Origin of the sequence: Frigoribacterium sp. MEB024 (assembly GCF_000878135.1) — a bacterium.
Lineage (GTDB): Bacteria > Actinomycetota > Actinomycetes > Actinomycetales > Microbacteriaceae > Frigoribacterium.
This window is the reverse complement of the sequence record NZ_JXQZ01000013.1, coordinates 14,743-27,408: the sequence shown is the minus strand read 5'-3', so window position 1 is coordinate 27,408 and position 12,666 is coordinate 14,743. Positions and strand designations below refer to the sequence as shown.

The following is a 12,666-nucleotide window of genomic DNA, read 5'->3' as shown; positions in this document are numbered from 1 at the left end:
TTCGGAATGAGTAGGCCACAGACAAGAACCGACTGAGGAGCCGTGCTTGAGACGCGGGCACCCAGATCGTGAACCCATCCGGCCAAGTGATCGAGACGTCACCTGGACTGAGGTTTCGAACAGCCTCATCCCCAGTTGGGTCGCGGTAAGTCAGCGAGTTGTAGTCGAGCGAATGGTCAGCTCTACTGAGATTCACGTTGGTCAGGAAGCGTCCGCCGTCCCGGTTCGTGCTGTCGATTCCAACCACTCGCGGACTCGTCGCTCCGAGTACACGATGGTCTTCGGCGTAGGTACCAAGTACTCGGGTCCAGTGCCAAGGAAGCGCAAGTTCTTGAGCCTGCTGGGTGTCATTCCAGGGATGAGCTGGCAGACATCGTCGTCGCTCAGGTAGCGATCGATCATCTGCGTCTGGCTTGAGGGCTGAGAAGCCACTTTGCCTCCGTTCGTCTGCAGGACACTGATTGTCTCTGTTGTACACAGACTACGCGCAGACGGAACTTGTGTCCAGTGGACAGAAGGTGTGTCGTCAAAACTATTCTTGCGCCCAAGTGACCACTAGAGTAGGAAGCGTGAGCATCAGAGCAAGTGACGGTTTCGGGGCACGGCTAGCCAAGTACAGGAAGATGGCCGGCTTCAGTGCCCGCGAGTTGAGCGACCGAATCAACGGCGAGATCTCGCGCGGAGTCATCGCCAACATCGAAAGCGGACGCAAAACTGACGTCACTGTCGATCAGATGCTGACTTTGGCCTGGGCGCTCGACATTCCGCCCGTAGCACTCGCGCTACCCCTCGAGGAGCCCGAGCGATTTGTAGCTCTTGCAAAGACACCGGCAGGTACTGAGGCAGTACGGTCGCGCTACCTCATGAGCTGGTTCCTTGGACAGCCGAACTCAGCTCTACATGAAAAGACACTCGGCCCAGGACGGGGCTACGCCAACTCGCTCATCAAAGCCCTCGACCGGTACACGTGGGAGGAAGCCGCAGTCCGCCTCCGCGAGCACGAGTACGACAACGGCGAAGCCCACCAGCCGTACGTGGAGGAAGCGCGCGAAATGCTCAGTAAGACGCGACAAGAGCTGCGTGACCTTGGGGTCGACTTGCAGAACTTCAAGATCGACGAGTAGCCGTGGGAAGCGTCACCCCCTACGAAACCGCCGCAGGCAAGCGTTATCGCGTCCGCTACCGCACCCCAGAACACCGACAGACCGACAAGCGTGGCTTCAGAACAAAACGTGATGCGGACCTCTTCCTGGCGTCCGTAGAGGTCGCCAAGGCTCGCGGAGAGTTCGTTCAGCCTGCCGACGCACGTGAGACCATCGGCGCTCTTGGCCCGCCGTGGCTGTCGAACCAGTCGCATCTGAAACCATCGTCACTGCGGCCCCTCGAGATCGCATGGCGGCTGTATGTCGAGCCGCGGTGGGGCGCACGCAAGGTCAGCGAAATCCGCCACAGCGACGTCCAGACTTGGGTCAGCGACCTGTCACGAGAGCGCGGCGCTACGACCGTGCTTCGCGTTTACGGCGTCCTGGCAGCGATTCTCGACGTGGCGGTGAAGGACCGCCGGCTGCTGAGCAACCCTGCCCGAGGCATCAACCTCCCCCGCAAGACGAAGAAGGAACACGTCTACCTGACTCACGATCAGGTGTCAGCCCTTGCTATGGCTGCAGGTGATCGCGGCACACTCGTCCTCACTCTCGCCTACTGCGGCCTCCGCTGGGGCGAGGCCGTGGGCCTGCGCGTCAAGGATCTCGACATGGTCCGACGTCGAATCAATGTCACGGTCAACGCCGTCGAGGTCGGTGACCGCATCGAGGTCGGGACTCCCAAGACGCACAAACGCCGCAGCGTCCCGTTCCCGGCCCTCTTGGCCCTTCCGCTTGCCCAGCAGTGCAAAGGGAAGACTGAGGACGATCTGGTTTTCAGCAGCCGCCACGGAACTCACGAGCGCCGGTCGCACAACGGGCACGGCTGGTTCCCCGCTGCTGTATCTTCAGCCGGCCTACCGCCGATCACTCCACACACGCTCCGACACACTGCTGCAAGCCTCGCCGTCAGCGCAGGCGCGAACGTAAAAGCCGTGCAACGGATGCTCGGGCACGCGTCTGCCTCAATGACCCTCGACGTGTACTCGGACCTGTTCGACGACGACCTTGACGCTGTAGCCGAGCGTTTGGATCAGAGACTGGCGCACACGGTTGTGGGCAAACTGTGGGCAAGCCGAGCCGACAAGTGAGCTAGACCCCCGGAAAAACGGGGGCATTCGGGGATCTAGCGCGCGGAGGGCGTGGGATTCGAACCCACGAGACATCTCTGCCCACTTGTTTTCAAGACAAGCTCCATCGGCCGCTCGGACAGCCCTCCCGGTGGCCTGATGAGCTACGCCGCCACGATGTGAGCAAAACGCCACGTTTGATCGCGTCGTGTCCATCTCGTGGCGGGATGCGCGCACCCGGCAACCGGGGCCGAGTCTACCGGCTCAGAGCGTCGCGAGCACCTCGGCGAGCCCGTCGTCCAGGTCGCTCGACGTCTGCTCGTTCGCCACGGCCGCGACGTCGTCGGGCGCCTGGCCCATGGCGACCCCGCGCCCCTCGCCGGCGGCCCAGCGCAGCATGTCGATGTCGTTACGCCCGTCGCCTGCGGCCAGCACCTGCGAGCGCGGCACGTCGAGCCACTGCCGCACGCGCTCGAGGGCGGTCGCCTTCGTGACGCCGTCCGGGGCGATGTCGAGCCAGGCCGTCCAGCCGACGTTGTAGTTCACGTGCTGGAGGCCCATGCGCTCGACGGCCGTGAGGAAGTCCTCGGTGTCGTGGTCGGGCGAGACGACGACCACGCGGGTCGCCGGCCGGCCGACGAGGTCGTCGAACTCGACCTTCTCGGCGTTCAGTGCCGCCGCCGCGGCGGGGAACGACCCGCAGTACCGGAGCAGCCCCTCTTGGTCTTCGACGGCGTACCCGGCCCCCGCGTCGGCCAGGGCCTCGCGGATCGTCGACAGCACCTGGGTCGGGTCGAACTCCTCGACGTGCACGCGGCGGTACCCCGTCGGGGCCGACTCGTCACGGCCCAGGGTGATCGCACCGTTCGCGCAGACGACGTAGTCCGAGACGAGACCGAGACGCTCCATGACCGGCAGCGTCATCGACACCGAGCGTCCGGTCGCGATCATGACCTGGTGACCCTGGTCGTGGAGGCGCGTGATCTCGCCGAGGACGCCCTCGGAGATGGTGCCGTCCTCGGGCATGATCGTGCCGTCGACGTCGAGCGCGACCAGCCAGCGGTCGGCGGCGGCCACGGGCTCGTCGCCGGGCCGGGGTGCGGCGGCGGCCTGGCTCACGCGACCGGCTCGATGACCTCGAGGCCGCCGAGGTAGCCGCGCAGCGCCTCGGGCACGACCACCGAACCGTCGGCCTGCTGGTGCGTCTCGAGGATCGCGACGAGCCACCGCGTGGTCGCGAGGGTGCCGTTGAGCGTCGCGACGGGGGCCGTCTTGCCGCTCTCGGTGCGGTAGCGGGTGTCGAGGCGGCGTGCCTGGAAGGTGGTGCAGTTCGACGTGCTGCTCAGCTCGCGGTAGGTGCCCTGCGTCGGCACCCAGGCCTCGATGTCGAACTTGCGTGCGGCGCTCGAACCGAGGTCGCCGGCGGCGACGTCGATGACGCGGTAGGTCAGGCCGAGCGCCTGCAGCATGGCCTCTTGGAAGCCCACGAGCGCGTCGTGCTCGGCCTCGGCCTGGTCGGGGTGGACGTAGCTGAACATCTCGAGCTTGTTGAACTGGTGCACGCGCAGGATGCCCCGGTTGTCCTTGCCGGCGGCCCCGGCCTCGCGGCGGTAGCAGGTCGACCAGCCGGCGTAGCGGATCGGGCCGGCCTCGACGTCGAGGATCTCGTCGGAGTGGTACCCGGCGAGCGCGACCTCGCTCGTGCCGGTCAGGTAGAGGTCGTCGGCGGGCAGGTGGTAGACCTCGTCGGCGTGCGACCCCAGGAACCCGGTGCCGGCCATGACCTCGGGTCGCACCAGCGTCGGGGTGATCAGCGGCGTGAAGTCGTTCTTCAGGGCGAGGTCGAGGGCCATGTTCATCAGGCCGAGCTCGAGGCGGGCACCGATGCCGCGCAGGAAGTAGAAGCGCGAGCCCGAGACCTTGGTGCCGCGCTTGATGTCGATCGCGCCGAGCTTCTCGCCGAGGTCGGCGTGGTCGAGGGCCTCGAAGTCGAAGGAGGGGCGGGTGCCGTGCTCACGGAGCGTCACGAAGTTCTCTTCGCCGCCCGAGGGCACGCCGTCGATGATCAGGTTGCCGATGCCGCGCGCGGCCGCGTCGAAGACCGCATCGGCCTCGTTCGAAGCGGCCTGCGCCTCCTTCACGCGGGCGGCGAGCTGCTGCGCCTGCGCGACCAGGGCCTTCTTCTCGTCTTTCGGCGCCTTGGCGACGGTCTTGCCGAAGGCGTTCTGCTCGGCGCGCAGGTCTTCGAAGGCGGCGATCGCCGCGCGGCGGGCCTGGTCGGCCGCCACCGCGTCGTCGACCAGCGACTCGGAATCGCCCCGGGCCCGCTGGCTCTGCTTGACGAGGTCGGGGGATTCACGAAGCAACTGGGGATCGATCACCCGCCCATCCTAGGCAACGGCACCCGCGCGGCCGACGTTCTGCACAGAGCCTTCGCCTTCCCGTTACCTCACGGGGGTGCGTCCAATACGCTCGCCCCATGACCGCCACCTCCCCCTCCCCCGCCGAGCACGCCTCGGCATCCGAGCCCGAGACGGCTCGCCAGACCGCCGCGGTCGTCTACAACCCGATCAAGGTCGACCTCGACGCCATCAAGACGGCCGTCGGGCGCCACGAGTTCTCGAACGGCTGGGGCCCCACGACGTTCTACGAGACCAGCAAGGAAGACCCGGGCGGCGAGGTGACGAAGCAGGCACTCGCCGAGGGCGCCGACATGGTGATCGCCGCGGGGGGCGACGGCACGGTGCGTGCCGTGGCCGAGGCCCTGCAGGGCACCGACGCGTCCCTCGCCCTGCTCCCCTCGGGCACGGGCAACCTGTTGGCCCGCAACCTCGAGCTCTCGCTCGACAACCTCGACGACTCGATCGCGACGGCGTTCAGCGGTCGCGACCGCGACATCGACCTCGGCGTCGTCGACGTCGAGCGTGAGGACGGCTCGCGCGAGACCAAGGCGTTCGTCGTCATGGCGGGCGTCGGCCTCGACGCGAAGATGCTCGCGAACACCAACGACGAGCTGAAGAAGCGCGTCGGGTGGCTCGCCTACGTCGACGCCATCGCCCGCGCGCTCCGCGACGACAACAAGATCGACGTCCGGTACGAGCTCGACGACCAGGGCCGCAAGTCGATGCGCGCCCACACGATCATCGTCGGCAACTGCGGCCTGCTGCCCGCCAACATCATGCTGCTGCCCGACGCGGCGATCGACGACGGCATCTTCGACATCGTCGCCCTGCGCCCCGAGGGCTTCTTCGGCTGGGTGCAGATCTGGGTCAAGATCGTGTGGGAGAACGGCGTCATGCGCCGCACCCAGGTCGGCCGCCGCATCCTCGCCGCCAACAGCCGCGAGGTGCGCACCCTGCGCTACAACAAGGGCAAGAAGCTCGTGGTCCGCCTCGACTCCCCCCAGGACTTCGAGATCGACGGCGACTCCGTCGGCAAGGTCGTCGCCCTGCGCGCGGTCGTCGACCCGGGCGGCCTGACCGTCCGCGTGCCGGCCGACGCCTGATCGGCACGGGCGGCCGGCCGAGCGAGGCAGGTCGTCAGCGCAGGCCGCTGATCAACCCGCGCAGCCAGTCGCGAGCCTCGACGAAGGCCTCGTCGTCGTACCGCGGCGAGACCTCGGCCGGGGCACCGTCGGCGCGCGGGTACGACCCGAGGAACATCACGCTCGGGCTGAACCGCTTCAGCCCGAGCAGGGCGTCCGCGACGCGTTCGTCGAGCACGTGCCCCTCGAGGTCGATCACGAACCGGTAGCGCCCGAGGGCGTCGCCGATCGGCCGGGACTGGATCAGGCTGAGGTTGATGCCGCGGGTCGCGAACTGCTCGAGCATGTCGACCAGCGCGCCCGAGCCGTCGGTCGGCAGCTCGACGATCAGGCTGGTCTTGTCGGCGCCGGTCGCGGGAGGCACGGGAACCGTGCGGCTCACCAGCACGAAGCGCGTGACGGCCTGGTCGTTGTCGCCGATGTCGCGGGCGAGCACCTCGAGGTCGTGGTGGTCGGTGATGCCGGGAGGCGCGACCGCGGCGTCCGCGGAGCCCCCGACCCCTCCCTCCTCGAGCAGCGACGCGGCGGCGGCCACGTTCGACGACGCCGGCAGGTGCCCGTGGCCGGGCAGGGCGCGCTCGAGCCAGCGGTGGGTCTGCGCGTAGGCGACCGGGTGCGCGTTGACGACCCGCACCTCCTCGATGCGGGTGCCCGGACGGGCGACGAGCACGAAGTTGACGCGCACCAGGTACTCGCCGACGATGCGGAGGCCCGGCACCGTGGCGAGGGCGTCCTGGGTCGCGCTGACCCCGCCCTCGACGCTGTTCTCGATGGCGATCATCGCGGCCGTGCTGACGCCCGAGACGACGTCGGCCAGGGCCTCGCCGACGTTGTTGACGCTCTTCCAGGTGGCTCCGACGGCCTCGGGCACCTGCTTGAGCGCCGCCTCGGTGAACGTGCCCGCGGGCCCGAGGTAGCTGTAGGTCGTCGAGGAGGCGCGGGTCGGCATGACGAGGAGCCTACTGAGAGCCGCCCGGGCACCGCGACGAAGGTCGTCGCCGGGTGCCAGGATGTCCCCATGACCGACCGTGCCGGAACCCCCGCAGAAGCCAGCGACCTGATCGACCCCGAAGAGGTCACGGCCGCGTACTACGAGCTCGTCCCCGACGTCGGCGAGGTCGAGCAGAAGGTCGTCTTCGGCACCTCGGGCCACCGCGGGTCCTCGCTCGACGCCGCCTTCAACGAGACCCACATCGCCGCCATCACGCAGGCGATCGTCGAGTACCGCGCGGGCCAGGGCATCACCGGCCCGTTGTTCATCGGCCGCGACACGCACATCCTCAGCGGCCCGGCCGAGCGCACCGCGGTCGAGGTGCTCACCGGCAACGACGTGAAGGTGCTGGCCGACGCCGAGGGCGGCTACGTGCCGACGCCCGCGCTGAGCCACGCGATCCTGGTGTACAACAACGACCCGGCCAACACCGACAAGGCCGACGGCATCGTCGTCACCCCCAGTCACAACCCGCCCCGCGACGGCGGCTTCAAGTACAACCCGCCGCACGGCGGACCGGCCGACAGCGACGCCACGAACTGGATCGCGAACCGCGCCAACGAGATCATCGCCGCCGGCAACGTCGACGTGAAGCGCGGTGTCGGCACGCCCGGCCGCCACGACTTCCTGCGCGGCTACGTGGGTGACCTCGTCAACATCATCGACATCGACGCCATCAAGAAGGCCGGCGTGAAGATCGGTGCCGACCCGCTCGGTGGCGCGAGCGTCGAGTACTGGGGCGCGATCCGCGACGTCTACGGCCTCGACCTCACGGTCACGAACCCCGGCGTCGACCCGACCTGGCGCTTCATGACGCTCGACTGGGACGGCAAGATCCGCATGGACCCGTCCAGCCCCTCGGCCATGGCGAGCGTCGTGCACCGTAAGGACGAGTTCGACGTGCTCACGGGCAACGACGCCGACGCCGACCGCCACGGCATCGTCACGCCCGACGGCGGCCTGATGAACCCGAACCACTACCTCGCGGTCGCCATCGACTACCTCTACACGCACCGCCCCGAGTGGCGCGACGACGCCGCGATCGGCAAGACCCTCGTGTCGTCGAGCATCATCGACAAGGTCGCCGAGTCGCACGGACGCCGCCTGTGGGAGGTCCCGGTCGGCTTCAAGTGGTTCGTGCCCGGCCTGGTGGACGGCTCGGTCGCGTTCGGTGGCGAAGAGAGCGCCGGCGCGTCCTTCCTGCGCAAGGACGGCACCGTCTGGACGACGGACAAGGACGGCATCCTGCTGGCCCTGCTGGCGAGCGAGATCATCGCCGTCACCGGCAAGACCCCGTCGCAGCTGTACGCCGAGCTCGTCGAGAAGTTCGGCGACCCGGTCTACCAGCGGGTCGACGCGGCGGCGACGAAAGAGCAGAAGACCCGTCTGGGCAAGCTCGACGGCGACGCCATCGAGGCGACCGAACTCGCCGGCGACCGCATCACGGCGAAGCTCAGCAAGGCTCCGGGCAACGACGCGGCCGTCGGCGGCGTCAAGGTCGTCACCGACAAGGCCTGGTTCGCGGCACGCCCGAGCGGCACCGAGGACGTCTACAAGATCTACGCCGAGTCGTTCGAGGGCCCCGAGCACCTCGCTCGCGTCCAGGCCGAGGCCAAGACCATCGTCGACGCCGCGCTGGGCGCCTGACCCGCGCCTCCCGCACCGCCCGACGGGCGTGTTCGTGACGGACGGGCGACTTCGGTCGCCCTTGTCCGACGAACACGCCCGTCGTGCGTTCGCTGGGCCGCGCGGCGGGCGGGCGGCGGCACGCAGGCTGCGGCTCAGCCGGCGTAGTCGGGGGCGGCGGGGAGGCCGAAGAACTCCTCGAGCGTGGTGACGCCCGTGTCGTGCATCTCGGTGGCGAGCGGAACGCCCACGTACCGGAAGTGCCACGGCTCGAACGTGAAACCGGTCACGGCGACCTTGTCGGCCGGGTAGCGCAGCAAGAACCCGAAGCGCCACGCGTTGGCCGCCAGCCACTGCCCCTGCGGTGTGTCGCCGAAGCAGGCCTGCAGCGCACAGCTGAGCGGCACCGGGCTGATGTCGAGGGCGAGCCCGGTCTGGTGTTCGCTGAAGCCGGGGCGGGCGCTCTGAGCGTCGGCCTGTGCCTGCCCGAGGCGCTGGACCCAGCCGGCGTAGACGCTCACCTGGGTGTCGTACGAGCGGTACGCGCTCTGCACCTGGAACGCCCCGGCCCCCTCGGCCTCGCCCGCCTGGAACATGGCGACGACCGCGGCGGCGGCCTCGGCGCGCAGCGTCGGCGGGTTCTGGTGCGTCACGTCGGGCGTGACGAGGTCTGCGGGCACGTAGTCGACCGGGTCGAGGGGGCGCAGCTTGTCGCTGACCACCCAGAGGCTGGCGGGGTCGTCGACCGACCGGGCCGCCTTGTCGAACGCGGGTGTCGTGGGGGACGTAGGAGGCGCCTCCTCGGTCGGGGTCGGGGTGGGGGTGACCGTCGGCGAGACGGTCGCGGCCGACGTGCTCGGGCTCGGCTCGGGTGCGCCCCCCGAGCACGCGACCAGCAGGCCCGTCGAGAGGACGATGGCCAGGACGGTGGCCGCGGTGTGCGGCAGGGAGGGGCGGCGTGACATCGCGTCGAGCCTAGTCACGAGCACCGGATCGACACGGACGGACACCACGAGGGACGATTCCTCTTGTTGTCGGATGCTTGCCCGTGAAGTAACTTTGCGTACTGCGCAATTCCTCGTCGCGCCTTCCACTTCCAGACAGAAGAGACACCATGTCGAGCGCCGCCCCAGCCCCCACGACCACGGCCCCCGCCGAGCGCCAGGGCCTGATGACCCACCGCCAGATCCTGTACGTCATCTTCGGCCTCATGGCGGGCATGTTCCTCTCGGCCCTCGACCAGACGATCGTCGGCACCTCGATGCGGACGATCGCCGACGACCTCGACGGGCTCAGCCTGCAGGCCTGGGTGACCACCGCCTACCTGATCGTGTCGACCATCTCGACGCCGATCTACGGCAAGCTCAGCGACATCTTCGGGAGGCGACCGCTCTTCCTGATCGCGATCACGATCTTCTTGCTCGGGTCCGTCGCGGCCGGCTTCTCCGAGAGCATGTACCAGCTCGCGATCTTCCGGGCGATCCAGGGCATGGGCGCCGGTGGCCTCATGGCCCTGCCGCTGACGATCATGGGCGACATCCTGGCCCCGCGTGAGCGCGCGAAGTACCAGGGCTACTTCCTCGCCGTGTTCGGCATCTCGAGCGTCATCGGTCCGCTCGTCGGCGGACTGTTCGCCGGAGCCGACCAGATCCTCTTCGTCACCGGCTGGCGCTGGGTGTTCCTGATCAACGTGCCGATCGGCATCGTGGCGCTGTTCATCGTCGTCCGGTTCCTGCACATCCCGGGCCAGAAGCGACGCGAGAACGTGCGCATCGACTGGTTCGGCGCCGCCGCCGTCATCGTGGCCGCCGTGCCCCTGCTGCTGGTGGCCGAGCAGGGCCGCACCTGGGGCTGGAGCTCGCCCGGGGCCTTCGCCTGCTACGTGATCGGAGCGGTCGGCATCGTCGCGTTCGTCGTGATCGAGCGGTCGATGGGCGACGACGCGCTGATCCCGCTCAAGCTGTTCCGCAACCCGACCTTCTCGATGGCGACCGTGCTGGGCGTGCTCGTCGGCTTCGGCATGTTCGGCGCCCTGCTGACGGTGCCGCTGTACCTGCAGCTCGTGAACGGCGCGACGCCGACCGAGAGCGGCTTCCAGATGCTGCCGATGATCGCCGGCCTGATGATCTCGTCGATCGTCGCCGGCCAGCTCATCTCCCGCACGGGCAGGTACAAGATCTTCCCGATCACGGGCACGGCGTTCATGGCCGCCGGGTTCTTCTGGTTCACGAACCTCTCGTTCGACAAGCCGTACTGGTTCATGATGGTCGGCATGCTGCTCGTCGGCCTCGGTCTCGGGCAGCTGATGCAGACCCTGACCATCGCCTCGCAGAACTCCGTCGGGGCCCGTGACATCGGCGTGGCCACGTCGGCGTCGACGTTCTTCCGGCAGATCGGCGGGACGCTCGGGACGGCCGTGCTGTTCTCCGTGCTCTTCAGCCGCATCCCTCAGACGATCGCCGCCGCGTTCGCCGACTCGAGCCTGCAGGGCCGCGCCCAGGCCGCCCTCGCCGACCAGTCGGTGCTGAGCGACCCGGCGAACGCGGCGATCCTGAAGCTCTACCAGGCGGCCGGCAACGGTGACACGTCGCAGGTCAGCGGGGCACTCGACGGCAACACGTCGTTCCTCAACACGGCCGACCGACGCCTCGCCGCGCCGTTCCTCGACGGCTTCGCGAACGCGGCCGTGACCGTGTTCTGGGTCGCCCTGGCGGTCGTGCTGGTGGCCTTCGTGCTGAGCTTCTTCCTCAAGGCCACGCCGCTGCGTCAGAAGTCGGCCATCGACGAGGCGGCCGACGACGCGCGAGCCGCCGTGGCCGCCGACGCCGCGCTCTCGGCCCAGGCCGCCGCCGCTCAGACCGGCTCGCTCGTCGCACCCGACACCGGCTCGATCGACGTCGTGCCCGCGGGCCAGCGGCGTGACGACACCCCGCCACGGCCCTGATCGCGCGCCCCTCGGGGAGACCGCCCGGCCTCGGATGCGCCCGAGCTGGTGTCGCGACACGGCAGGTCTCGGGTAGCGTTCCCTGGACGGCACTTCGGTGCCGAACGGTTCGTCCCGCGTCCGGCGTTCCCTGCCCGTGAAGCTCACGCGGGAGGCGAGACGACCGAAGGCCGCACACCCACGGGGTGTGCGGCCTTTCTCCGTCCCGGGACGCCCCACCGGGTCGATCCCCTGCGTGAAGCTCTGGTCGACTCGGGGGACGTCTCTGCCCACGCGAGGCGGACGTGTCGAGCCTAGGACGGCCGTGAGCCGCTGCACAGGGGTTGACAACGAGAAAAATCCTGATCAGCATCGTCTTTTCTCTAGACGGTCTAGCAACGTGGGCTAGACTCCACCTCATGCCCGATCAGCACGCCACTGCCGCGCCCTTCGACGCGTCCGGCTATTGGTACAGCAGCAGCACCGAAGAGCGCGGCGTCACGGTGCTGAACACCCTTCGCGCCTACCGCGCCGCCGAGGTCGCGATGCGGGCCCGCACCCGCAAGTCGATGAAGATGAACGACACCGACCTCGCCGCCCTGCGGTTCCTACTCCGGGCCCAGCGGCTCGGCGACCCCGTCAGCGCGAAAGAACTGGCCGCCCAGCTGAAGATCACCTCGGCCTCGACGTCGGTGTTGATCAACCGTCTCGTCGCGAGCGGGCACATGCTGCGGCACCCTCACCCGTCCGACAAGCGCGGGGTCCTGCTGACCGCCACGGGCGAGTCGAACACCGAGGTGCGCGACACCATGGCGGCGATGCACGCCCGCATGATCTCGACGGCCGAGTCGCTCGACGCCGACCAGGCGGCCGTGGTCGTGGGCTTCCTGCAGCGCATGACGGCCGCGATCGAGATCGACGACCACCACGTCGACGGCGATCCGGTCGACCGCGCGGACACGGGCACGGGCAAGGCCACGGGCACGGGCACGGGCACGGGCACGGGCCACCGTTCGTCCTAGCCGTTGAGCGAACAACTGGTGAACTGACTAGATCGACTAACCATCGACGTGACAGTCTGACCGCACGACGCCGATTCACGGCGGTGTCGTGACCGTCCGAAGTCCCACCGTTCCGCCAGGCATCGCAGGGGTGCCGGAGACGAGCCGAACATGACCACGATCGACGTCGCTCGCAGCGACCGCACCACCTCCACCCGCAGCGCCTTCTCCGAGGTGCGCGACACCGCCCGCCGACGAACGCTGGCCGTCATCGCGACGGCTGCCACCGGCGCGAGCGTCAGTCTCGTCGCCGCCCTGCTCCTCGCGCTCGGCGTCATGCGATGACGAGCCCGTCGGGCTTCTCCGCCC

Annotated in this window: 11 protein-coding genes and 1 tRNA gene; 7 read left to right on the top strand and 5 right to left on the bottom strand. The window is 68.7% G+C overall.

Features of this window, described 5'->3' with window-relative positions; genetic code table 11:
- The first annotated feature begins 569 nt into the window (after nucleotides 1–569).
- Both SZ60_RS16270 and SZ60_RS03135 read left to right on the top strand, forming a co-directional pair.
- Nucleotides 570–1,124 (top strand): helix-turn-helix domain-containing protein, encoded by a 555-nt coding sequence (locus SZ60_RS16270; RefSeq protein WP_156155461.1) that lies wholly within the window; start codon nucleotides 570–572, stop codon nucleotides 1,122–1,124.
- A 2-nt stretch (nucleotides 1,125–1,126) separates the two neighbouring features.
- Nucleotides 1,127–2,233 carry a site-specific integrase gene (locus SZ60_RS03135; protein WP_043593587.1) on the top strand — a complete coding sequence of 369 codons (1,107 nt, stop codon included), beginning with the start codon at nucleotides 1,127–1,129 and terminating at the stop codon, nucleotides 2,231–2,233.
- Between the two features lie 43 nt (nucleotides 2,234–2,276).
- Here SZ60_RS03135 and SZ60_RS03130 read toward each other — a convergent pair.
- The 3 genes from SZ60_RS03130 to serS all read right to left on the bottom strand — a co-directional run bounded on the left by SZ60_RS03130 (nucleotide 2,277) and on the right by serS (nucleotide 4,593).
- Nucleotides 2,277–2,361 (bottom strand) — tRNA-Ser (locus SZ60_RS03130).
- Nucleotides 2,362–2,476: 115 nt separating this feature from the next.
- Nucleotides 2,477–3,331: an HAD family hydrolase gene (locus tag SZ60_RS03125; protein WP_231567036.1), complete on the bottom strand. Its 855-nt coding sequence runs from the start codon at nucleotides 3,329–3,331 to the stop codon at nucleotides 2,477–2,479.
- Nucleotides 3,328–4,593 carry a serine--tRNA ligase gene (serS, locus tag SZ60_RS03120; protein ID WP_043593586.1) on the bottom strand — a complete coding sequence of 422 codons (1,266 nt, stop codon included), beginning with the start codon at nucleotides 4,591–4,593 and terminating at the stop codon, nucleotides 3,328–3,330. The genes SZ60_RS03125 and serS overlap by 4 nt, the downstream gene beginning before the upstream one ends.
- A 98-nt stretch (nucleotides 4,594–4,691) precedes the next feature.
- On the opposite strand from serS, the gene SZ60_RS03115 reads away from it, so the two are divergent.
- The gene (locus SZ60_RS03115; protein WP_043593584.1) at nucleotides 4,692–5,717 is read left to right on the top strand and encodes a diacylglycerol kinase family protein; all 1,026 of its coding nucleotides are present in this window, start codon (nucleotides 4,692–4,694) and stop codon (nucleotides 5,715–5,717) included.
- Nucleotides 5,718–5,751: 34 nt separating this feature from the next.
- Here the strand turns inward: SZ60_RS03115 and pheA are convergent, their stop codons facing one another.
- Nucleotides 5,752–6,705, bottom strand: a complete 954-nt coding sequence (gene pheA / locus SZ60_RS03110; protein WP_043593582.1) for a prephenate dehydratase — start codon at nucleotides 6,703–6,705, stop codon at nucleotides 5,752–5,754.
- Between the two features lie 69 nt (nucleotides 6,706–6,774).
- On the opposite strand from pheA, the gene pgm reads away from it, so the two are divergent.
- On the top strand, nucleotides 6,775–8,394 hold the full coding sequence (gene pgm / locus SZ60_RS03105; RefSeq protein WP_043593580.1) for a phosphoglucomutase (alpha-D-glucose-1,6-bisphosphate-dependent): 1,620 nt from the start codon (nucleotides 6,775–6,777) through the stop codon (nucleotides 8,392–8,394).
- Between the two features lie 134 nt (nucleotides 8,395–8,528).
- Here the strand turns inward: pgm and SZ60_RS03100 are convergent, their stop codons facing one another.
- Nucleotides 8,529–9,338, bottom strand: coding sequence for a M15 family metallopeptidase (locus tag SZ60_RS03100; RefSeq protein ID WP_043593579.1), 810 nt, complete (start codon nucleotides 9,336–9,338; stop codon nucleotides 8,529–8,531).
- A gap of 149 nt (nucleotides 9,339–9,487) precedes the next feature.
- Between SZ60_RS03100 and SZ60_RS03095 the strand changes: the two genes are divergently transcribed.
- The 3 genes from SZ60_RS03095 to SZ60_RS17055 all read left to right on the top strand — a co-directional run bounded on the left by SZ60_RS03095 (nucleotide 9,488) and on the right by SZ60_RS17055 (nucleotide 12,642).
- Nucleotides 9,488–11,317: an MDR family MFS transporter gene (locus SZ60_RS03095; protein ID WP_231567035.1), complete on the top strand. Its 1,830-nt coding sequence runs from the start codon at nucleotides 9,488–9,490 to the stop codon at nucleotides 11,315–11,317.
- A 398-nt stretch (nucleotides 11,318–11,715) separates the two neighbouring features.
- The gene (locus tag SZ60_RS03090) at nucleotides 11,716–12,318 is read left to right on the top strand and encodes a MarR family winged helix-turn-helix transcriptional regulator (RefSeq protein ID WP_082059820.1); all 603 of its coding nucleotides are present in this window, start codon (nucleotides 11,716–11,718) and stop codon (nucleotides 12,316–12,318) included.
- A 150-nt stretch (nucleotides 12,319–12,468) separates the two neighbouring features.
- Nucleotides 12,469–12,642 (top strand): hypothetical protein, encoded by a 174-nt coding sequence (locus SZ60_RS17055; RefSeq protein WP_156155460.1) that lies wholly within the window; start codon nucleotides 12,469–12,471, stop codon nucleotides 12,640–12,642.
- Nucleotides 12,643–12,666 lie beyond the last annotated feature (24 nt).